Source organism: Streptomyces sp. NPDC107500, assembly GCF_055582785.1.
The window spans coordinates 399316-424321 of record NZ_JBVJPF010000008.1 but is presented as its reverse complement, the minus strand read 5'-3'; the positions used below and the strand labels follow the sequence as shown (position 1 = coordinate 424321).

Here is a 25006-nt window from a genome sequence, read left to right as displayed (position 1 = left end):
GTGTCACGCCCGACCGGATAGGTTGCCCACGTGATCATCACCCCCTTGCGGACCGGCCCCGACCACGACATCCCCGGGCCCCTCCTCACCGAGCTGACCGCCCTCTACGCCGCCCACCGCGACTTCCACGCGCTCAGCGGCGACTTCCCGGACCCGGACGACATCCGTCCGGAGCAGGTGGCGGCGGCGCTGGCCGACGAGCTGGCGCGACCGGGCGCCGAGGTGCTGCTCGCCAGGGAAGCGGGCCGGCTGACCGGCGTCGCGATCACACTCGCCCGGCATCCCGACCCGGCCGACCCGGACCCCTGGATCGGGCTGCTGATGGTGGACGCCGAGCTGCGGCGCCGGGGCCACGGCAGGCGGCTCGCGTCGCTCGTCGAGGAACGGCTCCGGGCCACCGGCCGCACCGCCGTACGGCTCGCCGTGCTCGACGCCGACCCCGGGGCCCTCGCCTTCTGGACCGCCCTCGGCTACACGGCCGTCGACCACCGCCCCGACCTGGAGCGCGGCCGTCCCTGCACGGTGCTGCGCAAGGAGTTCGACAGCGGCGTGCCGCGCACCCCGCGCCGCGCCGCCCGGGTCGCCGTGCTCGACCCCGGGGGCGCGGTGTTCCTCCTGCGCTACGACAACATCGAGGTCGGCGTGCACTGGGCGATGCCCGGCGGCGGACTGGACGCGGACGAGAGCCCCCGCGAGGGCGCCCTGCGCGAGGTGCGTGAGGAGACCGGCTGGCACGACATTGAGCCCGGCCCGCTGCTCTGCACCTGGGAACACGACTTCACCCACCTGAGCGTCGGCCCCGTCCGCCAGCACGAGCACATCTACGTCACCCGCGCCCCGCGCCGCGAACCCACCGGCCCCCACCTCGCCGCCGCACACGCCGCCGACGGCATCCTCGAATGGCGCTGGTGGAGCCGGGCCGAACTGGCCGAGGCCCCGGAACCGCTCTGGCCCCCGGACCTCGCGCTGCTGCTCGACACCTTCGAGGGGTGAGCCCGCGGGGACGGCGGTGCCTCACGGGCGGTCCGGCCGGCCGTCCCCGTGGAGCCAGTCGTCCCAGACCTCCGTGAAGTCCTCGTCCGGCGCCGACTTCTCCACGTAGGCCGTGAAGTCCTCGGTGTCCGCGTTGCCGTGGCGGTGCGCGCCGGCCCAGCCCCGCAGCAGGGCCAGGAAGGCTTCGTCGCCGACCTTCTGGCGGATCTTGTGCAGGACCATCGCGCCGCGCTGGTAGACGGGGCTCGCGGAGATGTGCTCGGCGTCGGGCGGGTCGGCGGGCGGGAACGCCCAGATCGAGTCGCCCGCGTCCTCCTCGTCGTAGTACGTCCCGTCGTAGAGCGCGTCGAAGGTCTGCTGGGCGGTGTCGCCGCCCTCGTCCTCCTCCCACAGCCACTCGGCGTAGGTGGCGAAACCCTCGCTGAGCCACATGTCCCGCCAGGTCTTCGGGCTGACCGAGTTCCCGTACCACTGGTGGGCGAGTTCGTGGACGAGTAGGACCGGGCTGGGGGCGCCGGGGAAGTAGGGCCGGTTCTGGGTCTCCAGCGCGTATCCGGCGTCCTCGACGCGGTCGACGATCGCGCCGGTGGAGGAGAAGGGGTACGGGCCGAAGTTCTCCTCGCCCCACTCCACGACCTCGGGAATCCGCGCCAGCACCTTGCGGCTCGCGTCGGACTGCTGCGGGTCGACGGCCGTGTACACCGGCAGACCGGCGTCGGTGGTGGAGCGGTCGGTCTCCCACTCGCCGACGGCGACCGTGGCCACGTGGCTCGACATCGGCTCGGCCGTGTGCCACGTGAACGTCGTACGGCCGCCACGGGTCCGCTCGTCCCGCAGCTCCCCGTTGGAGACCACGCCGAAGCCCTCCGGCACGGTCACGGCGAGGTCGTACGTCGCCTTGTCCGAGGGGTGGTGGCTGCCGGGGAACCACGCCATCGAGCCGACCGGCTGGCCGAGCGCCACCGCGCCGTCGGCGGTGGGCAGCCAGCCCTCCTCGGAGTCGTCCGGGTCGGTCACCGTCTGAGGTTCGCCGGAGTAGCGGACGCTCACCCGGAACGTCTCCCCTTCGCGCAGCTCGTCCGCCGGGCGGACGGTCAGCTCCTGCCCGGCCCGGTTGAAGCGGGCCTCCCGGCCCTCGACCGTGACCGCCTCGACGTCCAGGCCCTTGAGGTCGAGGTCGAAGGCCGACAGGTCCCGGGTGGCACGCGCGGTGATCGTCGCGGTGCCCGCGAGGTGCTCGTCGTCGGGCTCGTAGGCCAGCTTCAGGTCGTAGTGGCCGACGTCGTAGCCGCCGTTGCCCGCCTTCGGGAAGTACGGATCGCGCACGCCCGAACCACCGGGACCGCCGTCCACGGCGCCGCCACCGCTGCACGCCGCGAGGACGGTGACGGTGGCGGCGGCTATGAGGGGACGGGAGATGCGCACGTCGTGATCCTATGCGGCGTTTCACGTGAAACGCCCGTTGGGACCGGGTGCCGGGACCCTGCGGGCAGCCCCGCTGCCCCTGGGTCCCGGGCCTAGTTCAGGGCCTCGGCGCCCGCCCGCGCGAACTTCTCGTCCAGGGTGCCGGACGGAGCGCCCGCGACACCGATCCCGGCGATCGGCGCCTTGCCGGCGGTGACCGGGACGCCGCCGCCCAGGAACAGGGTGCCCGGGATGTCCTTCAGGTTCGGGGCGCTCTCCAGGCGGCCCTCCAGCTCGCTGGTCGGGGCGTTCCAGGAGACCGAGGTGAACGCCTTCTTCTCGGCCGACTCGTAGGACTGCGGGCCGGCGCCGTCACCGCGCATGGTGAGGATCGTGTTGCCGTTGCGGTCGACGACCGCCACCGTGATCCGCTGGCCCTCCTTCTTCGCCGCCTTCAGCGCGGCCTGCGCGGCCTCGGTGGCGGCGTCGATCGTCAGGTGCGTGGAGGTCGTGGTGGAGCGCTGCCCGGCCGAGGCGGGGGCGGCGGCCGCGGCGGAGTCCCGGCCGCTCTCCGGGGCGGAGGCGTTCGCGGCCACCGTGCCGAAGGTGCCGGCGGCGACGGCGGCGAGCACGGCGCCTCCGGTGGCGATGCGGGCGCGTCGGGAGAGGGTCTTCTTCATGGCGTCTGCTCCTCGGGATCGGACGTGGTCGGAGGGGATCGGGCGCTGTGCCGCGTCCCGCTCTCCACCCTCCGTCCCGCGGCCCCGGTGCCCGGTCGCCGTTCCGGCTGCTCCCGGACGACGGAACGGGCGAGGCCGGGGTCGTCCGATCGGTTGACCCGGACACCCTCCGCACAGGGCACCATGGGTGTGTTCGGGCAGCTCAGCGCCCTCCTGCGGCACGTTGGGGGACACCAACCCGGACACGGACCGGACAAGGACCGCAAGCCGAGGCGGCCAGGAGGCGGAAGGAGGCGGGCGGATGCCGAAGCCGTACGACCCCGACACCCGGTGGCTCGGCGCCGTCATGCACGCGGCGTTCTTCCTGCTGCTCGGCGGCGCCCTCGCCCGCTTCCTGCTGCGCCACCCCGGCGAGCCCCGCACCCCGTGGATCCTCGCCCTCTCCCTCGCGCTGGCCCTGCTGCACCTGCTCGGGCCGGTCCTGAGCGGGCCCGGAGAGCGGCCCACGGGGCGGCGCGCGGCCTGGCTGGGCCTGGTGGTCGTGGTGTGGATGGTGCTGGTCGTCCTCGCGCCCAGCTTCTCCTGGTGCGCGGTGCCCCTCCTCTACACCGGGCTGCGCACCCTGCCGCCCCGGGCGGCGCTCGTGCTGGTCGGCGTCCTGACGGTGTTCGTGGTCGCCGCGCAGTTGCGGCTCGCCGGGCGCTTCGACCCGAACCTGCTGCTGGCCCCGCCCGCCGTCGCCGCCATCGCCACCGCCGTGTTCCTGCACACCGAGCGGCAGACCGCCCGGCAGCGCGCCCTGATCGACGACCTGATCCGCACCCGCCGCGAACTCGCCGCCTCCGAGCGCCGCGAGGGCACCCTGGCCGAACGCCAGCGGCTGTCCATGGAGATCCACGACAGCCTCGCGCAGGGCCTGTCCAGCCAGCGGATGCTGCTCCAGGCGGCCGAGCGGGTCTGGGGGTCCGACCCGGACAAGGCCCGCGCCCACGTCCGGGGCGCCGCCTCCGTCGCCGAGCACAACCTCGCCGAGGCCCGCCGCTTCGTCCACGACCTCGCCCCGGCCGACCTCGCCCGGGGCGGCGGCCTGGAGGCGGCGCTGCGCGCACTGGCCGCGCGGGAGTCCGGCGACGACCTCACCGTGCGCGTCCACGTCGACGACGGCGCCCGCGTCCCGCCGCTGCCGGACCGCGTCCAGTCGGCCCTGCTGCGCATCGCGCAGGGCGCCCTGGCCAATGTCCGGGAGCACGCGGGCGCGTCCACCGCCGCGCTCAGCCTCACCCTCCTCGACGACCAGGTCGTGCTGGACGTCACCGACGACGGCCACGGCTTCGACCCGGCCGCCCCGCCCGGCGCCCCCGCCGGAGTGCGGGGCCACGGACTGCCCGCGATGCGCGCCCGGCTGCGCCAGCTCGGCGGGACCCTGACCGTCGAGTCCGTCCCCGGCGAGGGCACCGCCCTGTCCGCCGCCGTCCCCCTGGACCCGCCCCGCACCGACCCGGCCGACGCCCAGGAGGCACCCCGATGACCGACCCGGCAGCCGGCGCTCCCGGCCCCGTGCGCATCCTGGTCTGCGACGACCACGTCGTCGTACGGGCCGGGCTGCTCGCCCTGCTCGACAGCGCCCCCGGCATCGAGGTGGTCGGCGAGGCCGGTACCGGCGAGGAGGCGCTCGCGCTCGCCGGGCGGCTGGCGCCGGACGTGGTGCTGATGGACCTCCAGCTCGGCGAGGGCATCGACGGCGTGGAGACCACCCGCCGCCTCACCGCCGCCCCGGCGACCGGCTCCGGCGCCCGCACACCGCACGTACTCGTCCTGACCACGTACGACACCGACGCCGACATCACCCGCGCCATCGAGGCCGGCGCCACCGGCTACCTGCTGAAGGCGGAGCGCCCCGAGGAACTCTTCGCCGCGATCCACGCCGCCGCCCAGGGCCGTACGGCGCTGTCGGGGCCGGTGGCCAGCCGGGTCATGGCCAACATGCGGCGCCCGAGGCCCTCCCTCACCGACCGCGAGCGCGACATCCTGGCGCAGCTCGCCACCGGTCTCGGCAACCGGGAGATCGCCCGTGCCCTCTTCATCAGCGAGGCCACGGTCAAGACCCATCTGCGCCGGATCTACGACAAACTCGGCGTCGACACCCGCGCGGGCGCGGTCGCTGTGGCCAAGGAGCAGCGCCTGCTGCCGTGACGCAGCCGCCGGAGCAGGCGGGCCGGGCACGCCGAAGGCCCCCCGGCCGGACGTCCGGGGGGCCTTCGTACGGAACTGCTCGGCGGGCGAACGTCAGACGTTCACGCCGAAGTCCTGGGCGATGCCGACCAGGCCCGAGGCGTAGCCCTGGCCGACGGCGCGGAACTTCCACTCGGCGCCGTTGCGGTACAGCTCGCCGAAGACCATGGCGGTCTCGGTGGCGGCGTCCTCGGACAGGTCGTAGCGGGCGATCTCGGCGCCGCCGGCCTGGTTGAGGATGCGGATGTAGGCGTTGCGCACCTGGCCGAAGTTCTGCGAGCGGTTCTCCGCGTCGTAGATCGAGACCGGGAAGACGATCTTCTCGATGTCGGCCGGCAGACCCGCCAGGTTGACGTTGATCGCCTCGTCGTCGCCGGCGCCCTCGCCGGTGCGGTTGTCACCGGTGTGGACGATGGTGTTGTCCGGCGTCTGCTTGTTGTTGAAGAAGACGAAGTGACCGTCGGAGTAGACCTTGCCCTGCGAATTGACCGCGATCGCGGACGCGTCGAGGTCGAAGTCGGTGCCGGTGGTCGTGCGGACGTCCCAGCCGAGGCCCACGGTGACCTCGGTCAGGCCCGGAGCCTCCTTGGTGAGCGAGACGTTGCCACCCTTGGACAGGCTTACAGCCATTGTTGGGAGTCCCTTCCCTCGTTTACGTACGGCAAGAAAGCTACAGCTACCCCCATGAACGTCGAGGGGGGTACGTAAGGTTCCAGCTCTCTTTACTTTCTTTACCGAGTGCCGGACCGAGGATATTGGGGTGACGTGACCCGTTCGGGGCGGGAACATGGACGGCATGTCCGGTCCCCATGTCATCCGCGGTTCCGTCTCCCTTCCCGAGGCCGAGCTGGTCTGGCGCTTCTCGCGTTCCTCGGGGCCGGGCGGCCAGCACGTCAACACCACCGACACGGCGGTCGAGCTGCGTTTCGACCTGGCGAGTACCGAGGCCCTGCCCGAGGTGTGGAAGCGGCGGGCGCTGGAACGGCTGGCCGGGCGCCTGGCCGACGGCGTCGTCAGCGTCCGCGCCTCCGAGCACCGCTCCCAGTGGCGCAACCGCGAGACCGCCGCGGTGCGCCTGGCGGCGCTGCTCGCCGAGGCCACCGCGCCCCCGCCCCGGCCCCGCAGGCCCACCCGCATCCCGCGCGGCATCAACGAACGCCGCCTGCGGGAGAAGAAGCAACGCTCCCAGACCAAACGGGGGCGCTCCGCGCGGGACTGGGACTGAGCGACGCGGGGCCCCCGTTGTGCCTGCCCGCGGGTTCGTCGTGGCGGGTCGCGCAGTTCCCCGCGCCCCTTTCGGGGCGCGTTCCGAGGTGTTCAGTCCAGCTTCAGTACGCCCACCGTCTCGCCCTCGCTCGTCTCCCCGTCGGTGCGGAAGCCCAGGCCGAGGTAGAAGCCCTCGGGGCCGTTCGGGCCCGGATGCCACGTCACCCAGCACTCCTTGCCGCCGCGGCGGCGGATCTCCTCCACCACCGACTCCACGGCGAAGCGGCCGTAGCCGCGGCCCTGTTCACCGGCCGCGATGTTCAGCCGCCACAGGCCCGAGCGCAGGACGCTGCCGTCCTCGTACCAGTCGATGTCGAAGAAGCCCATCAGGAAGCCGACCGGACGGTCGCCGTCCACGATCAGCCGGGGCCAGGCGACGCCATGGTGAACGTAGGCCTCCGCGAGGGACTTCACCACCGGCTCCACGGCGAACTCCTGCTCCGGGCGCACCCGGATGCCGGTGGCGGCCTCGAAGTTCGCGGAAGTGATCGTCTCCAGGCGGAGACCGGCGTTCGTCGTCATGCGCGCAGCCTAGGCAGGCGGCGCGAGGACCGGCGAGTGAATTGCGGCTCAGCCCAACTGCCGGTACCGGCCCCGGAAGTACGTCAGCGGTCCCCCGTCCGCGCTCGGCAGGGCGGCGGTCAGCACCCGGCCGATGACCAGCACGTGGTCCCCGGCCGGCACCCGCTGCTCGGTGCGGCACTCCAGGGTGGCCAGGGCGCCCCCGGCCAGCGGCGCCCCGGTCGCCCCGCCCCGCACGTAGGGGATGTCGGCGAAGAGGAGGCGGTCGCTGATCCGGCCCTTCATCGCGAAGCGGCCGGCGATGTGCCGCTGGCTCTCGGAGAGCACGGAGACCGCCCACAGGGGCTGCTCGTCGAGCAGGTCGTCCATGCGGGAGCCCGTCCGCAGGCTGACCAGGACCAGCGGCGGGTCCAGGGAGACCGACATGAAGGCCGTGGCCGTCATCCCGACGTCCTCGCCGCCCGGCGCCAGCGGGTCGTCGGCGTCGAGCGGCGGCTCCTGGGCGGTCACCAGGACCACGCCCGAGGCCAGCCGGGACATGGCCGCACGGAATTCCTCGTTGCTCACCCCCTCAGCATGCCCGGCGGCGGGCGACGGCAACGGGAGCGCGGGGGACGCGTGGGACGTGAGGGAGGGAGTATTCGGCACACCATCACGCTAATCTCCGGAGTTCCGGCCGGACATCGGGCCCCGGTCCGAACCGGGTCCTAGGACCACGGACGGAGACGTGCGCATACCTACAAATTTGCATTCAGTAAACGCACAGGAAAAACGCAGAAACCCCACTCAATTGTTCATCTTTTGCTGTGACTTGAGTCACAAGGGGCGGTAATTGTTGACCCTGTGTACCGAGTGGGGAGCGCGCTGTGATTCAGTGGCGGTGAACCTGCAAGGGCACCATCAGTAAGGGCGCCGGAGAGATCCCTTGATTCGCTGCGAGGTCTCGGGGGGAGGGCGAGCATGGAGACCGAGTCGGAGCCCTATGTCCGCCTTGCGTCCCTGCGGCAACTGCACCAGGCCATGGCCGACATGAACAAGGCCCGCAGCCTGGCCGACACCCTGCAGGCCGTCGCCGACGGCGTCGTCCAGGCCCTGGGGTACGAGCTGGCCTGCGTCAACCTGGTCCGTCCCGACGGCGATCTCGTCGTCGCCGCCTTCGCCGGCAACCCGGCCGCCGAGGCCCTCATCACCGGCCGCTCGGGCTCCCGCGACTCCTGGGACCGGCGGCTGAACATGGGCGAGCAGTGGGGCGACCTGATCTTCATACCCCACACCGAGGGCTGGATCCTCGACGACGACGACGTCCCGCAGTGGTACACCGACGGACCCGCGCCCCGCTTCGAGGACGAGTGGCACCCCTCGGACCGCCTCTTCGCCCCGATGTACGCGCCGGGCCCGCAGGGCGGCGGCAGCAGCGGCGAGCTGATCGGCGTGCTGTCCGTGGACCGCCCGCGCAACGGCCGGCGGCCCGGCGCCTGGGGCCGCGAGGCCCTCCAGATGTACGCCTTCCAGGCCGCCATCGCGATCAGCAACGCCCGGCTCCGCTCCAACATGCAGCGCGCCCTGGTCCGCCTGGAGCGCGACCAGCAGGCGCTCAGGGCCAGCGAGGAGAGCTTCCGCCAGGCGTTCGAGTACGCCCCCTCCGGCATGGCCATCGCCGAGATGGGCGGCGACCAGCACGGCCGGATCCTGCGCACCAACGACGCGCTCTGCCGCCTCCTCGGCCGCCCCGCCTCCGCGATGCGCCGCTACGCCTTCTCCGACCTCGTCCACCCCGAGGACATCGGCACCCTGCTCCGCACCTCCGCCGAGGGCGGCCGGGCCGAGCTGCGCCTGGGCCGCCGCGACGGCACCTACGTCTGGGTCTCGCTGCGCAACAGCGTCGTCGCCGACGCCGCCGACGGGCCCCGCTTCCTGCTCACCCACGTCGAGGACATCGAGGAACGCAAGCGCCGCGAGCTCCAGCTCGCCCACCGCGCCTCGCACGACTCCCTCACCGGGCTGCCCAACTCCGCCGAACTGCGCTCCCGCCTGGCCGCCCGGCTCTGCCAGCGCCCGCAGTCCTCGCACGCGGCGATCGCCGACGCGATGGACGCCGCCTACGGGCATCCCGCCGTCTTCGACTCCGGCGGCCACACCTTCGACTTCAGCGCGCCCGCCGAGCCGTACGGGGCCTACGACCACCATGTGCACGCGGTCGCCCCCGAGGACGGCCGGGACGACGGCACCAAGGGCCTCGCGGTCCTCTTCTGCGACCTGGACGGCTTCAAGTCGATCAACGACCGGTTCGGGCACAACGCGGGCGACGCCGTGCTCATCGAGGTCGCCCGCCGGCTCGGCGGCGGCGTCCGCGACGGCGACACGGTGGCCCGGCTCGGCGGCGACGAGTTCGTGATCCTCGCCAACGGTCTCGGCCGCGCCGACGCCCAGGACCTCGCCGTTCGCCTGCGCAACGAGATCATCCAGCCGATCCGGGCCGAGGGCCGGGCCGTCCGCGTGGGCGCGAGTTTCGGCATCGGATGGGCACACTGCGGCATGACGGCGGACGAGGTGTTGAAGTCAGCTGACGAACGGATGTACGTCGAGAAACGATCTCGTCCCAAACAGCACCGCCGAGCCGGATGATCACCAGGTCAGCGCGCTGATGCGGTCTGAGTCACCCGTTTGGGTCAGCCCGAGCGGGTAGGCTCGCCATCTCACACCCGTACCGCAACGCACCGCATCTGGTTAGGAGACCAAGGGATGACGCCCGGCAACAACGGCGCGAGCACGCCCGAGGACGACGACCCCTTCGGCTATCTCTACGCCGACGGGCAGGCCAACGGGGCCCAGCCGCCGTCCGGTGGCTACGGCTACCCGAACTCCGTCAACCGGGTGCGTCCCGTCGGTACACGGCAGTACGGGGCGCCACAGCAGCACCAGGGCACCCAGACCGCCGCCTTCGGCCAGGCCGCCCCGCCGCAGCAGGGCGTCTACGGCCAGCCGAACGCGCACTACGCCGCGCCGGAGACGTTCCCCGGCGGGGGTGGCGGTTCTCACACCGGCGCCCAGCAGTCCGGGCACGGCGGGGGCGGACGCCGCGGCCCCAACACCAAGGGCCTGCTGATCGGCGCGGTCGCCGTGGTCGCCGCCGTGGTGATCGGCATCGCCGTCGCCATGACGAGCAGCGGCTCGGACGACGACAAGGGCGGCGAAGCGGCGGGCGGCGACCCCACCGCCGGCCAGTCCCAGACCACCGAACCGAGCGCGTCCGCGAGCGACGGGGCGGAGGAGGAGGTCGAGCTGCCCTCCATCGACGCCAAGGCGATGCGGCTGGGCGGCTCCGCCTCCCTCGCGTCGGACGTCGAGGGCGCGCAGAACGAGGGCGGCGTCTACGTCGCCAACCTCAACCAGCCCGGTGCCTCGGTCACCTGGACCGTCAGCGGCATCCCGGAGGACGGCCTCTACACCCTCTTCACCGGGTACAGCGCGGCCGGCGAGGACCAGTCGATGACCCTCACGGTCAACGGCAAGGAGTTCGGCAGCAAGCTCAACCTGGGCAACTTCACCGGCGCCAAGGACGGCGAGTTCGACAAGGGCTGGACCAAGACCTACGCCTGGCCCACCCTGAACAAGGGCACCAACACGATCACGCTCTCCTGCGCCGAGGGCGACAAGTGCAACGTCCTGCTGGACCAGTTCTCCCTGAAGAAGGGGCAGGTCAAGGACTAGGGCAGGCGGCTCACGCCGCCCCCGCCTCCGCCGTCACCGCGACCCCCCGCCCAACCATCTCCTCGTACGCCGCCCGGTCGAACTCGCCGGCCACCGGTGACAGGACCGTCGCCGCCGACAGGGCGACCGCGCGGGCCAGCCGGTCCGGCCAGGGCAGGTGCTCGACCAGGCCGGAGAGCAGGCCCGCGACCGCCGAGTCGCCCGCGCCCGTCGGGTTGCCGTGCACGTGGGCCGGCGGCGCGGCCCGCCAGCGCCCCTCCGGGGTCACCGCGAGCAGCCCCTCCGCGCCCAGCGAGGCGATCACCGAGCGGGCGCCGCGGCGCCGGGCCGCCTGGGTGGCCCGCAGCGGCTCGTGCGAGCCGGTCAGCTCGGCCAGTTCGTCGGCGTTCGGCTTGATCAGGTCCGGCCGGGCGGCGACGCCCCGCCGCAACGGTTCCCCGCTGGTGTCGAGCAGCACCGGCACGCCCGCCGCGCGCGCGGACCGCACCAGACCGGCGTAGGCGCCCACCGGGACGCCCGGCGGGAGGCTGCCGCACAGCGCCACCGCGGAGGCATCGGCGAGCAGCTCCTCGTACGTGTCCTGGAAGGCGTTCCACTCGGCGGGTGCGACGGCCGGGCCCGGCTCGTTGAGCTGGGTGGTGTCGCCGGTGCGTTCGTCGACGACGGCGATGGTGCGCCGTGTGGCCCCCGCCACCGGCACCAGCGCGTCGGTCACCCCGGGCACGCCGGACAGCCCGTCGCGTACGACGCCGCCGGTGGTGCCGCCCGCGAAACCGGTGACCGTCGCCTCGTGCCCGAGGGCCGCCAGCACCCGGGCCACGTTCAGCCCCTTGCCGCCGGCCCGCTCCGTCACGTCGGTGACCCGGTGGGACGCGTGCGGCCGCAGGGACCGGACCCGGTAGGTGATGTCGAGAGCGGTGTTGAGCGTGACGGTGAGTATCACCGGTACCGACCTCCCCCGATCGCCTCCGGCCGTCTGTCCCGGAGATGTTTTCCGAAGACACGATCATGCCAAAAGGACGGCGGTCGGCCCAGTCCCCCGCCCGATCAGCCCAGTTGGGGCTCGACCACCCAGGCGCCGTGCCGCATCACGCCCCGCACGTCGAAGGCGTCGTCCAGCACCACCAGGTCGGCGTCCTTGCCGGGCTCCAGGGAGCCGATCCGGTCGCCGAGGCCGAGCAGCCGCGCCGGGTTGGCGGAGATCGCCGCGACGACGTCCCCGACGGGCAGCCCGTCGACCGTCACCGCCCGCTTGAAGGCGCGGTCCAGGGTCAGCGTGGAGCCCGCGATCGAGCCGCCCTCCACCAGCCGGGCCACCCCGTCCGCGACCTCGACCTCCATCGGGCCGAGCAGATAGCGGCCGTCGCCGAAGCCGGCCGCGTCCATCGCGTCCGTGATGAAGGCGACCCGGGCCGCGCCCGCGTGGTGGAAGGCCAGCTGGAGCGAGGCCGGGTGCAGATGCGTGCCGTCGTTGATCAGCTCGACGGTGATCCGCTCGTCCTCCAGGAGGGCGGCGATCGGGCCGGGGGAACGGTGGCCGAGCGGCGGCATCGCGTTGAAGAGGTGGGTGGCGACCGTGGCGCCCGCGTCGATGGCCTGGACCGTCTGCTCGTACGTCGCGTCGGTGTGCCCGACCGCCGCGATCACGCCGTGCTCGGCGAGCAGCCGTACGGAGTCCAGGCCGCCCGGCAGTTCGGTGGCCAGCGTGACCATCTTCGCGTGCCCGTGCGCCGCGTCGATCAGCTTGCGGACCTCGGCCGGGTCGGGGTCGCGCAGCAGTTGCTCGTCGTGCGCGCCCTTGCGGCAGGGGGAGATGAAGGGCCCCTCGAAGTGGATGCCGGCGATGTCGCCCTGCTGGGCCAGCTCGGCGAGCACCCCGGCGCGCCGGGCGAGGAAGTCCAGGTCGCCGGTGACGGCGGAGGCGACCACCGTGGTGGTGCCGTGGCGGCGGTGGGTCTCGACACCCTTGAGGATGTCCTCGGGCGTGCCGCCGGTGAAGGAGGCGCCGCCGCCGCCGTGGTTGTGGATGTCGACGAAGCCGGGCACCACCCAGTGGCCCGACAGGTCGAGGACCTCCGCGCCGGGGGGCGCCGTGTCCGCGATCCGGGTGCCGTCGACGATCACGCGGCCGTCGTCCACGGTCCCGGTGGGCAGTACCACCCGGGCACCGGCGAGAACCTTGCTTGGGGCCATCAGGTGGTTACCTCCGGGGGAGTCGCGGTCGTGGGGGTGGTGCCGGTCGGTTCGGTGTCGAGCAGGTCCCAGGCGAGCAGCCCGGCACCCAGGCAGCCGGCGGTGTCCCCCAGCGCCGCGGGGACGATCTCCGGCAGCTTCTGGAAGGTGACGCGCCGCCGCACGGCGTCCCTCAGCGGTGTGAACAAGGTTTCCCCCGCCTCGGCGAGGCCGCCACCGATGATCAGGACGCGCGGGTCCAGCAGAGTGAGCGCGGTGACCAGTCCGTCGGCCAGCGCGTCCACGGCGTCCTGCCAGACCGCGAGCGCGCGGGCGTCGCCCGACTCGACCGCCTTGGCGCAGTCGGCGGCGTCCGCGGCCGGGTCGCCGCAGGCCTCGGCCCACGCCTGGCTGACCGCCGACGCGGAAGCGAACCGCTCCAGACAGCCGCGCTGCCCGCACGGACACGGGATGCCGCCGGGCCGCACGACGACGTGGCCGATCTCGCCCGCGAAGCCGTGGGCGCCCGACTCCACCCGGCCGTCGATGCCGATGGCGCCCGCGATGCCGGTGCCCAGCGGCACGAACAGGAACCGGTCGGCGCCCTGTCCGGCCCCGATCCGCCCCTCGGCGAGCCCGCCGGCGCGCACGTCGTGGCCGAGGGCGACGGGGACGGCGCCGAGCCGGTCGCCGAGCAGGGCCCGCAGGGGTACGTCGCGCCAGCCGAGGTTGGCCGCGTACACGGCGGTGCCGTGCTCCTCGTCGATGATGCCGGGCACGGCCACGCCGGCCGCGCGGGCGGGCTCGCCGAACCGGTCGGCGCCGTGGGCGCGCAGTTCGGCGGCGAAGTCGAGGATGCCCGCGACCACCGCCTCGGGCCCGCGCTCGCGGCCGGTGGCCCGGCGGGCCCGGTGCAGCAGCTCGCCCCCGGACCCGACGAGGGCGGCCTTCATCCCGGTGCCGCCCACATCGAGGGCGATGACATGTCTCACGGGGACAGTGTGGCCCGTTGACCCGGGAGAGGTCTAGTCCACTGCCGTGGTGTAGACCTTAATCCGTTAAACGAACAGGCACAGGGTTGGGGATTCAGGTGCAGCGGCGTAGGACAGGAACGATCGCGGTGGTGTCCGCACTGGGCATGACGGCGGTCCTCGGCGGCTGCGGCCTCACCGGCGACTCCGGCGAGGTGACCCTGAGGCTGGTCGCCGCCGACTACGGCGACAGCAAGGACAACAGCTCCCAGAACTACTGGGACGAGCTGGTCAAGTCCTACGAGGCCAAGAACCCCGACGTGCACGTGGAGGTGGACGTCTACTCCTGGAACGACGTCGACCGGAAGGTCCAGGAGATGGTCGACGCCGGTGAGGCGCCCGACATGGCCCAGATCGGCGCGTACTCCGACTACGCGGACAAGGACCTGCTCTACTCGGCCGACGACGTGCTCTCGATCCCGGTCCAGGCCGGCTTCGTCTCCCAGCTCGCGGGCGCCGGCCAGGTCAACGGGGTCCAGTACGGGCTGCCCTTCGCGGCCTCCACCCGCGTGCTCTTCTACAACAAGACCCTCTTCGCCGAGGCCGGCGTCACCCCGCCCAAGTCCTGGGACGACCTCGCCGACGCCGCCGAGGCGCTCGACGCGAAGGGCGTGAAGTACCCGTACGCCCTGCCGCTGGGCGCCGAGGAGGCGCAGGCGGAGACCATGCAGTGGATGCTCAGCGGCGGGGGCGGCTACACCGACGACCTCGGCACGTACTCCGTCGACTCGCCGCAGAACGTCACCACGTTCACCTGGCTGCGCGACGAACTGGTCGCCAAGGGTCTCACCGGCCCGGTCGCCCCCGGCAAGCTCAACCGCGCCGCCGCCTTCGCCGCCTTCGCGGGCGGGGACGTCGGCATGCTCAACGGCCACCCCTCGCTCATGAAGATGGCCTCCGACAAGGGCGTGAAGTACGGCATGGTGACGACCCCCGGCGCCGACGGGGAGAGCCAGAACACCCTCGGGGTGTCCGACTGGATGACGGCCTTCAAGAAGAACGGCCACCAGGAGGAGATCGGCGACTTCCTCGACTTCGTCTACAGCGACGAGAACGTCCTCGACTTCTCCCGCGAGTACGACCTGCTGCCGGTGACCACCTCCGCCTCCCAGGCCATGAGCACCGCGGCCGAGGACAAGAACCTCAAGCCGTTCCTGGACGAACTGCTGCTCTCCGAGCTGTACCCGGTCGGCAAGACCTCCTGGGCCTCGGTCAGCGCCGACGTCAAGAAGCGGATCGGCCAGGCGGTCGCCCCCGGCGGCAGCCCTCAGGAGGTGCTCGCCCAGATACAGGGGACCGCGATGCGGGTGGGCAGCGCGGAGTAGGACTCTCGCGACAAGCCCTCGCGGGCAGCGCTGTCGGTGGCGGGCGCTACGGTGCCGTACATGGACCTGGGAGAGCTGGCCGAGCGGGAGCGCGGCATCCTCGCACTGGAGCGCCGCGGCTTCCCCGGCCCCGGCGCCAAGGAACGCGCGATCCGCGAGGAGCTGGGCCTGGCCCCCGTCCGCTACTACCAGCTCCTCAACGCCCTCCTCGACGACCCCCGCGCCCTGGCCACCGACCCGGTCACGGTCAACCGCCTCCGCCGGATACGGGAGTCCCGCCGCGCGGAGCGGTGAGGCGGTGACGAGGTTGCCGTCCGCGCCGGCGGGATAGGTTCGCGGTATGGGCAGCCACCAGGACTCCACCCGTGCCGACTCCCGTGCCGACTCGCCGGACCACCTGCCGACCCCTTCGACGGCGGCCGGACGCGCGGGGCTCGACGCGCTCCTCACCGACCCCGGCCGTGCGGTGATCGCGCTGGACTTCGACGGCACGCTGGCCCCGATCGTCGCCGACCCCGACCGGGCGCGGGCCCACCCGGACGCCGTACCGGCGCTCGCGGCCCTCGCCCCGAAGGTCGCCGCCGTCGCGGTGATCACCGGCCGCCCGGCCGAGGTCGCCGTCCGGCACGGCGGCTTCGCGGACGTCCCGGGCCTCGACCACCTCGTCGTCCTCGGCCACTACGGCGCCGAACGCTGGGACGCCGCCACCGGCACCCTCACCACGCCCGAACCGCATCCCGGCGTCGCCGCCGTCCGCGCGGAGCTGCCGGCCCTGCTGGAGCGGTCCGGGGCGGGGGAGGGCACCTGGACCGAGGAGAAGGGCCACGCGGTCGCCGTCCACACCCGCCGTGCCCCCGACCCGCAGGCCGCCTTCGACGTCCTGCGCGTCCCCCTCACCGACCTGGCCTCCCGGCACGGCCTCATCGTCGAACCGGGCCGCATGGTCCTCGAACTGCGCCCGCCCGGCATGGACAAGGGCGCCGCGCTACGGGCCTACGTCCGCGACACGGACGCCGGGTCCGTCCTCTACGCCGGCGACGACCTCGGCGACCTCCCCGCCTTCGCGGCGGTCGACGTACTCCGCACCGAGGGCACCCCGGGCCTCCTGGTGTGCAGCGGCAGCGACGAGGTCCCGGACCTCAGAAAGCGGGCCGACGTGGTGGTCGACGACGGCCCGACGGGCGTGGTGCGACTCCTGCGCGCCCTGGCCGCGCGCCTCGCCTAGCGGCCCCCGCCGCCGCCTGGGGCGCCCCCGCCGCCGCCTGCGGGCAGTCGTGCCGCTGGGGCGGCACGGGCGGGCGCAGGCGGCACCCCGCTACGCCGGGCAGCGCACTCGCCCTCTCAGCCCCGCAACGCCCTCAACTGCTCAAGAAACCACCGCGCCGGAGGCAGCGCCGTACCCGCCGCGGCCAGCCGCTTCGAGCGCTCGGCACGCTCCGCCGCGGGGACGGACAGCGCGGTGTGCAGGGCCTCCGCCGTCCCGGACACGTCGTACGGGTTCACCACCACCGCGTCCTCGCCCAGCTCCTCGTACGCCCCAGCCTCCCGCGACAGCACCAGCACGCACCCCTCGTCGGAGACGACCGGCACCTCCTTCGCGACCAGGTTCATCCCGTCCCGCACGGGGTTGACGAGGGCCACGTCGGCCAGCCGGTACGCCGCCAGCGACCGCGCGAAGTCGTCCTTCACGTGCAGCACGACCGGCGTCCAGCCGGCCGTGCCGAACTCCGCGTTGACCGCGTCCGCGACCCGCTGCACCTCGGCCGTGTAGTCGCGGTACACGGCGAGGTCCTGCCGCGAGGGGTAGGCGAACGCGACGTGCACCACCCGCTCCCGCCACTGAGGCCGCGTCGCCAGCAGCTCCCGGTACGCCAGCAGCCCGCGCACGATGTTCTTGGACAGCTCGGTCCGGTCCACCCGCACGATCGTGCGTCGGCCCTCGCCGATCTCCTCCCGCAGGGCCGCCATCCGCTCGTCCACGTCCGCCTCGTGCGACCGCTTCCGCAGGAAGTCCGCGTCCGCCCCGAGCCCGTGCACGCCGGTCTCCGTGGAGCCGAGCCCGCCCACCAGGGCGTCGCAGCACGCGGTGAACGCGTCGGCCCAGCGCCGGGTGAGGAACCCGAGCCGGTCGGCGCCGAGCATGCCGCGCAGCACCTGCTCGGCGATGTCGTCCGGCAGCAGCCGGAAGTAGTCGACCGGCGCCCACGGCGTGTGCGAGAAGTGGCCGATCCTGAGGTCCGGCCGCAGCTCGCGGAGCATCCCCGGCACCAGCGTCAGGTGGTAGTCCTGCACGATCGCGACCGCGCCCTCGGCGGCCTCCTCGGCCAGCGCCTCGGCGAAGGCCCGGTTGTACGCCTCGTAGGAGGCCCACTGCCGCCGGAACTCCGCGTCGAAGACCGGCTCCACGGGCGTCTGGTAGAGCATGTGGTGCACGAACCACAGCACCGAGTTGGCGATCCCGTTGTACGCGTCCGCGTGCACGTCCGCCGGCACGTCCAGCATCCGCACGCCGTCCTCGCCGACCCCGCGCCGCACCGCCTCGCGGTCGCCGTCGCCGAGCGCCGAGCACACCCACAGCGCCCCCGCGTCCGGGCCGATCGACGACAGCCCGGAGACCAGGCCGCCGCCCCCGCGTTTCGCGTGCAGCGACCCGTCCTCACGCACCTCGTACGAGACCGGCCCCCGATTGGAGGCGACCAGCACCTGAGCAGCACCGAAGCTTGAAGCCATACGCCTCAACCTAGCCCGGCCCCGAAATGCTCAAACGTGGTCGCACACCACAGCGGTGCCGATCACGCCACCCGCCGCGCCGTGTACTCCGCGATCTCCCTCATCGGTGGCCGTTCCTCCGTGTCCACGGCGTGGGTGCGGGGCTCGAAGCCCGAGGGGCCGCGTTCGAACTGGGTGAGGGTCGGGCGGACCAGGTGGCCGCGGGCCAGGCGGAGCTGGGCGGTGCGGTAGATCGCGGCGGACATGCGGCCCAGGGCCTGGCCGTCCTGGTGGTGGTGGCGCCGGACGCCGACGTCGACCTGGGCGAGGGCGTCCAGGCCGACCAGGTGCAGGGCGTCGACCAGCATGCCCAGCTCGACGCCGTAGCCGACGGGGAAGGGGAGCCGTTCCAGCAGGGAGCGGCGGGCCGCGTACTCGCCGCCGAGCGGCTGCACGAAGCCGGCCAGCAGCGGCCAGTGCAGGTTGAGCAGGGGGCGGGCCACCAGCTCGGTGACCCGGCCGCCCTGGCCGGGAGTGGTGCCGAGGGGGCGGTCGTACATCGCCTTGACGAGCTGCACGTCCGGTTCCGTGAGCAGCGGGCCGACGATCCCGGAGACGAAGTCGGCGGAGAACTCGCGCAGGTCGGCGTCGACGAAGCAGACGATGTCGCCGCCGGTGACCAGCAGCGAACGCCACAGCACCTCGCCCTTGCCCGGCACCGGCGGGACCCGCGGCAGGATCGCGTCGCGGTGCACGACGCGCGCGCCCGCCGCCGCGGCCACCTCCGACGTACGGTCGCTCGACCCGGAGTCCACGACCACGATCTCGTCGACCAGCGGAGCCCGGTCCATCAGGTCGCGGCGGATCACCGTGACGATCTCGCCGACCGTCGCCTCCTCGTCGAGGGCCGGGAGCACCACGCTGACCGTCTGCCCGGTGGCCTGTTTGGCGGCCAGCAGCTGCCGGATCGGCCGGTCCCCGGCGGACCAGGAACGCGCGCTCAGCCAGCGCTCGACTTCTTCCAGCACGGTCCCAGGACTCCTTCGTGATCAGTTGTGATCCATCTCGCGGTACGGACGACTATCTCAACCGTCCTGGCCTTCGGTTACAGTCTTGAACAACGCGCAGGACCCCCGCATGCCGGGGTCACCGCGCGTACCGCGAAGGACAACAACTTCATACCGCTCATCCAGAGGGGCAGAGGGAAACGGCCCGATGAAGCCCCGGCAACCCTCCAGTCGGTTCTTGTCACACGGACGTGGCGAGGCTCCCGGCTAGGGAAGGTGCCAAATCCGTCTCACGGCGAGATGCGTCGTGAGAAAGATGAGGAGAAAGGGCCTCGCCTCCATGGCTGTGCAGACTGCCGAAACCCCCACGAACTCCACCGACGGCACCGTCGACCTCGGCCCCGCCGCAGCGCTGAGCTGCCGCGAGTGCGGCCACCGCGTCCCGCTCGGCCCGCTCTTCGCCTGCCAGGAGTGTTTCGGCCCGCTGGAGATCGCCTACGACTTCTCGGCCTACGACACCGAGGAGCTGCGCAAGCGGATCGAAGCGGGCCCCGCGAACATCTGGCGCTACGCCCCCCTGCTGCCCGTCCCCGCCGACGTGGCCGACAAGCCGAACATCAACCCGGGCTGGACCAAGCTGGTCAAGGCCGACAACCTGGCCCGCGAGCTGGGCGTCACCGGCGGCCTCTACGTCAAGGACGACTCCGGCAACCCGACGCACTCCTTCAAGGACCGCGTCGTCGCCCAGGCCCTGGAGGCCGCCCGCGCCTTCGGCTTCACCACCCTCTCCTGCTCCTCCACCGGCAACCTGGCCGGCGCCGTCGGCGCCGCCGCCGCCCGGGCCGGCTTCCGCTCCTGCGTGTTCATCCCGCACGACCTGGAGCAGGGCAAGGTCGTCATGGCCGCCGTCTACGGCGGTGAGCTGGTCGGCATCCAGGGCAACTACGACGACGTGAACCGCTTCTGCTCCGAGCTGATCGGCGACCCGGCCGGCGAAGGCTGGGGCTTCGTCAACGTCAACCTGCGGCCGTACTACGCCGAGGGATCCAAGACCCTCGCGTACGAGATCTGCGAGCAGCTCGGCTGGCGGCTGCCCGACCAGATCGTCGTCCCGATCGCGTCCGGTTCCCAGCTCACGAAGATCGACAAGGGGCTCCAGGAGCTGATCAAGCTGGGTCTGGTCGAGGACAAGCCGTACAAGATCTTCGGCGCCCAGGCCGAGGGCTGCTCCCCGGTCTCCACGGCGTACAAGGCCGGCCACGACGTGGTGCGCCCGCAGAAGCCGGACACCATCGCCAAGTCGCTGGCCATCGGCAACCCCGCCGACGGCCCCTACGTCCTCGACATCGCGCGCCGCACGGGCGGTGCGGTGGAGGACGTCACCGACGAGCAGGTCGTGGACGCGATCAAGCTGCTCGCCCGGACCGAGGGCATCTTCGCGGAGACCGCCGGTGGTGTGACGGTGGGGGTGACGAAGAAGCTGGTCGAGAGCGGCGCGCTGGACCCGTCGCTGACCACCGTCGTGCTCAACACCGGCGATGGTCTGAAGACGCTGGACGCGGTGGCGGGCACCGGGCTGACCGCGACCATTCGTCCCAACCTGGATTCGTTCCGCGAGGCCGGACTCGCGTAGGACAGCTTGTATGTCGTCTGCGGGCCGTGGGGGCTGGTCGCGCAGTTCCCCGCGCCCCTAGCCAAGTCACCTGACCGGAGGTTCAAGTGAGCGTCAACGTCCGCATCCCCACCATCCTGCGCACCTACACCGGTGGCCAGGCCGAGGTCAGTGCCGAGGGCGCGAATCTCGGCGAGGTCATCTCCGACCTGGAGAAGAACCACACCGGCATCGCCGCCCGCGTCCTGGACGACCAGGGCAAGCTGCGCCGCTTCGTCAACGTCTACGTCAACGACGACGACGTGCGCTTCGAGCAGGGCCTGGAGACCGCGACCCCGGACGGCGCGGGCGTCTCCATCATCCCGGCGGTCGCCGGCGGCTGATCCGCCTTTTCGTTACCGCAGGTAATCGCGGTGACGCAGAGTTCATCGAATTGCCCCCTCCGTGAGAGAAGCGGAGGGGGCAATTCCATTGGATTGAGCGCGGTAGAGTTGGGGAACGCGCTCCCGATCAAGGCATCGGGAACCTTGAATTCCTGCCGCCCGCCCGACAAGAAGTAGCCAAAGTGTGGGTGTGTTTCGCGGCTTTTGTGACTTTTGTGTGCCCCGACTTGACCCACATTCAGGGGAAAGCTCGTCATATTCCGGACCGGGTACGTCCAGATTTCTCGTCCGATTGACCTGTTGCAGACGGCAGTTGGACAGATACATTCAGCCGCGGTCGACGCGTTCCGGCGCACGCCCCCAGTCGTGGGGGGTGAGGTCTGACCCGGGTCCGCGAAGTGCGGATCTGTGCAAGGGCCAGTAATAGGGGAGTTAGGCATGGCTCAGGGCACCGTCAAGTGGTTCAACGCGGAGAAGGGGTACGGCTTCATCGCGGTCGACGGTGGTGCGGATGTTTTCGTCCACTACAGCGCGATTCAGATGGACGGCTACCGCACCCTCGAAGAAGGCCAGCGGGTCGAGTTCGAGATCTCGCAGGGTCAGAAGGGCCCGCAGGCCGACATGGTTCGCCTCAGCGCCTGAGACGTTCGGCCACCGCAAGTAAACGGTTCTTCTCCGAAGGGCCCGCACCTCCCCGGAGGTGCGGGCCCTTCGGCCTGCCCGGACCGTGGCGGGCCCGGTGTTCGCGGGTGGCGGAGAGGGTGGCCCGGATCCCCGGAGGCGCTTGCACTCGATGGGGTCGAGTGCTAATCATTGGCGTTAGCACTCTGAAGGTGAGAGTGACAACGAAGGACCGGGTCGGTGAGGCCCGCAGGCCGGGTGGGGAAGGAACCACGAGGCAGGCGAGCCGTCCGTCGCGGGCGCGGGCGCGGTCCGAAGGAATCACCCCCAGTCCTGGAGGGACCACTTCACATGGCCAAGATCATCGCGTTCGACGAGGAGGCACGGCGCGGCCTCGAGCGCGGCATGAACCAGCTCGCGGACGCCGTCAAGGTGACGCTCGGCCCCAAGGGCCGCAACGTCGTCCTCGAGAAGAAGTGGGGCGCCCCCACGATCACCAACGATGGTGTCTCCATCGCCAAGGAGATCGAGCTCGAGGACCCGTACGAGAAGATCGGCGCCGAGCTGGTCAAGGAAGTCGCCAAGAAGACGGACGACGTCGCCGGTGACGGTACGACCACCGCGACCGTTCTCGCCCAGGCCCTGGTCAAGGAAGGCCTGCGCAACGTCGCGGCCGGCGCCAACCCGATGGCCCTGAAGCGCGGCATCGAGAAGGCCGTCGAGGCCGTCTCCGCCGCCCTGCTCGAGCAGGCGAAGGACGTCGAGACCAAGGAGCAGATCGCCTCCACGGCCTCCATCTCCGCCGCCGACACCCAGATCGGCGAGCTGATCGCCGAGGCCATGGACAAGGTCGGCAAGGAAGGCGTCATCACCGTCGAGGAGTCCCAGACCTTCGGTCTGGAGCTGGAGCTCACCGAGGGTATGCGCTTCGACAAGGGCTACATCTCGGCGTACTTCGCCACCGACATGGAGCGTATGGAGGCGTCGCTCGACGACCCGTACATCCTGATCGCCAACTCCAAGATCGGCAACGTCAAGGACCTGCTGCCGCTCCTGGAGAAGGTCATGCAGTCGGGCAAGCCGCTGCTGATCATCGCCGAGGACGTCGAGGGCGAGGCCCTGTCGACCCTGGTGGTCAACAAGATCCGCGGCACCTTCAAGTCCGTCGCCGTCAAGGCCCCGGGCTTCGGCGACCGCCGCAAGGCCATGCTCGGCGACATCGCCATCCTCACGGGCGGCGAGGTCATCTCCGAGGAGGTCGGCCTCAAGCTGGAGAACGCGTCCCTGGACCTCCTGGGCCGCGCCCGCAAGGTCGTCATCACCAAGGACGAGACCACCATCGTCGACGGCGCCGGCTCGACCGACCAGGTCAACGGTCGCGTCAACCAGATCCGCGCCGAGATCGAGAACAGCGACTCGGACTACGACCGCGAGAAGCTCCAGGAGCGCCTGGCGAAGCTGGCCGGCGGCGTGGCCGTCATCAAGGCCGGTGCCGCCACCGAGGTCGAGCTCAAGGAGCGCAAGCACCGCATCGAGGACGCCGTTCGCAACGCGAAGGCGGCCGTCGAGGAGGGCATCGTCGCCGGTGGTGGCGTGGCCCTGCTCCAGGCCTCCCAGGTCTTCGAGAAGCTGGAGCTGACGGGTGACGAGGCGACCGGCGCCAACGCCGTGAAGCTCGCCCTGGAGGCCCCGCTGAAGCAGATCGCCGTCAACGGTGGTCTCGAGGGCGGCGTCGTCGTCGAGAAGGTGCGCAACCTCCAGGTCGGTCACGGCCTGAACGCCGCCTCCGGCGAGTACGTCGACATGATCGCCGAGGGCATCATCGACCCGGCGAAGGTGACCCGTTCCGCGCTGCAGAACGCCGCCTCCATCGCCGCGCTGTTCCTCACCACCGAGGCCGTCATCGCCGACAAGCCGGAGAAGGCCGCCGCGGCCGGTGCTCCGGGCGGCATGCCGGGCGGTGACATGGACTTCTGATCGACCGGTTCCGGTTGATCGAGCGTCCCGCACGAACCGAGGGCGGCACTCCCCGAACGGGGGGTGCCGCCCTCGGCGTTGTCCCCGGGCTGTGGGCCGGATCACGCCCCGGCGGGCGCGGTGGGCGGAATGAGGGCTGGTGGATGCGGGGTTCACGGTGGAGAGTGTCTATGCACACGCACATACCACCTGGTACCCCCCCACCAAGGAGCCCCCACGTGACCGTCACCCCCGTCGAGGCCGCCTCCCGCGCCGCCCAGCTCCTCGCCCGCCCGGCCACCATCAACGGACTCACCGTGCCGAACCGCATCGCGATGGCACCGATGACCCGGATGTTCTCCCCGGGCGGCGTCCCCGGTGAGGACGTGGTGTCGTACTACTCCCGCCGGGCCGCCGCCGGGGTCGGCCTGATCGTCACCGAGGGGACGTACGTCGGTCACGACTCCGCCGGGCAGAGCAGCCGGGTGCCCCGGTTCCACGGCGAGGAGCAGCTCGCCGGGTGGGCGAAGGCCGCCGAGGCGGTGCACGCGGCGGGCGGCACGATCGTGCCCCAGCTGTGGCACATCGGCATGGTGCGCAAGGCCGGCCAGCCGCCCTTCGCGGACGCCCCCGCCGTCGGCCCGTCCGGGCTGCGCATCGGTGAGGACGAGGTCACGGGCACGGCCATGACCCGGCGCGACCTGGACGACGTCATCGGCGCCTTCGCCCAGGCCGCCGCGGACGCCGAGCGCATCGGCTTCGACGGCGTGGAGATCCACGGCGCCCACGGCTACCTCGTCGACCAGTTCCTGTGGTCCGGCACCAACCGCCGCACCGACGCCTACGGCGGCGACCCCGTGGCCCGCACCCGGTTCGCCGCCGAGATCGTGGCCGCCGTACGGGAGAAGGTCTCCCCGGAGTTCCCCGTGATCTTCCGCTACTCGCAGTGGAAGCAGGAGGCCTACGACGCCCGCCTCGCCGAGACCCCCGAGGAGCTGGAGGCGATCCTCGCCCCGCTCGCCTCGGCCGGCGTCGACGCCTTCCACGCCTCCACCCGCCGCTACTGGCTGCCCGAGTTCGACGGCTCCGACCTCAACCTGGCGGGCTGGACCAAGAAGCTGACCGGCAGGACCACCATCACCGTCGGCTCGGTCGGCCTCGACGGCGACTTCACCAAGGCGTTCCTGGGCGAGGGCGCCCCCGTCGGCAGCCTCGACAACCTCCTCGACCGCCTGGAGCGCGACGAGTTCGACCTCGTCGCCGTCGGTCGCGCGCTGCTCCAGGACCCGCTGTGGGCCGAGAAGGTCCTCGCCGGACGCTTCGACAGCCTCGCGCCCTACGACGCGGCCTCGCTGAAGACCCTCAGCTGAGCGCGGCGCGCA

General features: G+C 72.2%; 24 protein-coding genes and 1 riboswitch. Of the genes, 14 read left to right on the top strand and 10 right to left on the bottom strand.

Features of this window, described 5'->3' with window-relative positions:
• The first annotated feature begins 30 nt into the window (after positions 1-30).
• Entirely contained in the window at positions 31-993 is a 963-nt protein-coding gene (locus ACZ67M_RS31170) for a GNAT family N-acetyltransferase (RefSeq protein ID WP_469853730.1), read from the top strand.
• A gap of 21 nt (positions 994-1014) precedes the next feature.
• On the opposite strand, the gene ACZ67M_RS31165 is transcribed toward ACZ67M_RS31170, so the two are convergent.
• A complete protein-coding gene (locus ACZ67M_RS31165; protein WP_469853729.1) occupies positions 1015-2418 on the bottom strand; it encodes a M1 family metallopeptidase in 1404 nt (467 codons plus the stop codon).
• A 92-nt stretch (positions 2419-2510) separates the two neighbouring features.
• Entirely contained in the window at positions 2511-3077 is a 567-nt protein-coding gene (locus ACZ67M_RS31160) for a GlcG/HbpS family heme-binding protein (RefSeq protein ID WP_361357272.1), read from the bottom strand.
• A 301-nt stretch (positions 3078-3378) separates the two neighbouring features.
• Between ACZ67M_RS31160 and ACZ67M_RS31155 the strand changes: the two genes are divergently transcribed.
• Positions 3379-4605 carry a sensor histidine kinase gene (locus ACZ67M_RS31155; protein ID WP_392015878.1) on the top strand — a complete coding sequence of 409 codons (1227 nt, stop codon included), beginning with the start codon at positions 3379-3381 and terminating at the stop codon, positions 4603-4605.
• Positions 4602-5270, top strand: coding sequence for a response regulator transcription factor (locus ACZ67M_RS31150; protein WP_361357278.1), 669 nt, complete (start codon positions 4602-4604; stop codon positions 5268-5270). Before ACZ67M_RS31155 ends, ACZ67M_RS31150 begins: the two co-directional genes overlap by 4 nt.
• A 93-nt stretch (positions 5271-5363) precedes the next feature.
• Here the strand turns inward: ACZ67M_RS31150 and ACZ67M_RS31145 are convergent, their stop codons facing one another.
• A complete protein-coding gene (locus tag ACZ67M_RS31145) occupies positions 5364-5939 on the bottom strand; it encodes a TerD family protein (RefSeq protein ID WP_122619590.1) in 576 nt (191 codons plus the stop codon).
• 157 nt (positions 5940-6096) lie between these two features.
• Here ACZ67M_RS31145 and arfB point away from each other — a divergent pair, with 157 nt between their 5' ends.
• Positions 6097-6534, top strand: coding sequence for an alternative ribosome rescue aminoacyl-tRNA hydrolase ArfB (gene arfB / locus ACZ67M_RS31140; protein ID WP_361357281.1), 438 nt, complete (start codon positions 6097-6099; stop codon positions 6532-6534).
• 92 nt (positions 6535-6626) lie between these two features.
• Here arfB and ACZ67M_RS31135 read toward each other — a convergent pair whose 3' ends face one another.
• Positions 6627-7097, bottom strand: coding sequence for a GNAT family N-acetyltransferase (locus tag ACZ67M_RS31135; RefSeq protein ID WP_392015874.1), 471 nt, complete (start codon positions 7095-7097; stop codon positions 6627-6629).
• Between the two features lie 48 nt (positions 7098-7145).
• On the bottom strand, positions 7146-7745 hold the full coding sequence (locus ACZ67M_RS31130) for a flavin reductase family protein (RefSeq protein WP_373462974.1): 600 nt from the start codon (positions 7743-7745) through the stop codon (positions 7146-7148).
• A 312-nt stretch (positions 7746-8057) separates the two neighbouring features.
• Between ACZ67M_RS31130 and cdgB the strand changes: the two genes are divergently transcribed.
• Together cdgB and ACZ67M_RS31120 are read left to right on the top strand one after the other, a co-directional pair.
• Positions 8058-9722, top strand: a complete 1665-nt coding sequence (gene cdgB, locus ACZ67M_RS31125; protein ID WP_307013300.1) for a diguanylate cyclase CdgB — start codon at positions 8058-8060, stop codon at positions 9720-9722.
• 117 nt (positions 9723-9839) lie between these two features.
• Positions 9840-10808: a carbohydrate-binding protein gene (locus ACZ67M_RS31120; RefSeq protein ID WP_361357287.1), complete on the top strand. Its 969-nt coding sequence runs from the start codon at positions 9840-9842 to the stop codon at positions 10806-10808.
• Between the two features lie 10 nt (positions 10809-10818).
• Here the strand turns inward: ACZ67M_RS31120 and ACZ67M_RS31115 are convergent, their stop codons facing one another.
• The 3 genes from ACZ67M_RS31115 to ACZ67M_RS31105 form a co-directional block, all read right to left on the bottom strand.
• Positions 10819-11751: a 1-phosphofructokinase family hexose kinase gene (locus ACZ67M_RS31115; protein WP_392015871.1), complete on the bottom strand. Its 933-nt coding sequence runs from the start codon at positions 11749-11751 to the stop codon at positions 10819-10821.
• 104 nt (positions 11752-11855) lie between these two features.
• Entirely contained in the window at positions 11856-13001 is a 1146-nt protein-coding gene (gene nagA / locus ACZ67M_RS31110) for an N-acetylglucosamine-6-phosphate deacetylase (RefSeq protein ID WP_361357293.1), read from the bottom strand.
• Positions 13001-13933, bottom strand: coding sequence for an ROK family protein (locus ACZ67M_RS31105; protein ID WP_392016096.1), 933 nt, complete (start codon positions 13931-13933; stop codon positions 13001-13003). Before ACZ67M_RS31105 ends, nagA begins: the two co-directional genes overlap by 1 nt.
• Positions 13934-14070: 137 nt before the next feature.
• On the opposite strand from ACZ67M_RS31105, the gene ACZ67M_RS31100 reads away from it, so the two are divergent.
• The 3 genes from ACZ67M_RS31100 to otsB are packed head-to-tail and all read left to right on the top strand — an operon-like array spanning position 14071 to position 16561.
• Positions 14071-15336, top strand: a complete 1266-nt coding sequence (locus ACZ67M_RS31100; RefSeq protein ID WP_469853728.1) for an extracellular solute-binding protein — start codon at positions 14071-14073, stop codon at positions 15334-15336.
• 60 nt (positions 15337-15396) lie between these two features.
• Positions 15397-15630, top strand: a complete 234-nt coding sequence (locus tag ACZ67M_RS31095; RefSeq protein ID WP_360891753.1) for a DUF3263 domain-containing protein — start codon at positions 15397-15399, stop codon at positions 15628-15630.
• 46 nt (positions 15631-15676) lie between these two features.
• Positions 15677-16561 carry a trehalose-phosphatase gene (gene otsB / locus ACZ67M_RS31090; RefSeq protein WP_469853727.1) on the top strand — a complete coding sequence of 295 codons (885 nt, stop codon included), beginning with the start codon at positions 15677-15679 and terminating at the stop codon, positions 16559-16561.
• Between the two features lie 116 nt (positions 16562-16677).
• On the opposite strand, the gene ACZ67M_RS31085 is transcribed toward otsB, so the two are convergent.
• Together ACZ67M_RS31085 and ACZ67M_RS31080 are read right to left on the bottom strand one after the other, a co-directional pair.
• Entirely contained in the window at positions 16678-18066 is a 1389-nt protein-coding gene (locus ACZ67M_RS31085) for an alpha,alpha-trehalose-phosphate synthase (UDP-forming) (protein ID WP_467322428.1), read from the bottom strand.
• 62 nt (positions 18067-18128) lie between these two features.
• Positions 18129-19073: a glucosyl-3-phosphoglycerate synthase gene (locus ACZ67M_RS31080; protein ID WP_392015864.1), complete on the bottom strand. Its 945-nt coding sequence runs from the start codon at positions 19071-19073 to the stop codon at positions 18129-18131.
• 154 nt (positions 19074-19227) lie between these two features.
• Positions 19228-19375, top strand: a riboswitch (SAM riboswitch).
• 17 nt (positions 19376-19392) lie between these two features.
• Here ACZ67M_RS31080 and thrC point away from each other — a divergent pair.
• The 5 genes from thrC (at position 19393) to ACZ67M_RS31055 (ending at position 24994) form a co-directional block, all read left to right on the top strand.
• Positions 19393-20685 (top strand): threonine synthase, encoded by a 1293-nt coding sequence (gene thrC, locus ACZ67M_RS31075; RefSeq protein WP_163016218.1) that lies wholly within the window; start codon positions 19393-19395, stop codon positions 20683-20685.
• 86 nt (positions 20686-20771) lie between these two features.
• A complete protein-coding gene (locus ACZ67M_RS31070; RefSeq protein WP_122619603.1) occupies positions 20772-21047 on the top strand; it encodes a MoaD/ThiS family protein in 276 nt (91 codons plus the stop codon).
• A gap of 438 nt (positions 21048-21485) precedes the next feature.
• Complete coding sequence (locus ACZ67M_RS31065; protein WP_004929928.1) at positions 21486-21689, top strand: cold-shock protein; 204 nt, start codon at positions 21486-21488, stop codon at positions 21687-21689.
• Between the two features lie 330 nt (positions 21690-22019).
• Positions 22020-23645, top strand: a complete 1626-nt coding sequence (groL, locus tag ACZ67M_RS31060; RefSeq protein WP_064728531.1) for a chaperonin GroEL — start codon at positions 22020-22022, stop codon at positions 23643-23645.
• Between the two features lie 218 nt (positions 23646-23863).
• A complete protein-coding gene (locus ACZ67M_RS31055) occupies positions 23864-24994 on the top strand; it encodes an NADH:flavin oxidoreductase (protein WP_361357304.1) in 1131 nt (376 codons plus the stop codon).
• Positions 24995-25006: the final 12 nt, after the last annotated feature.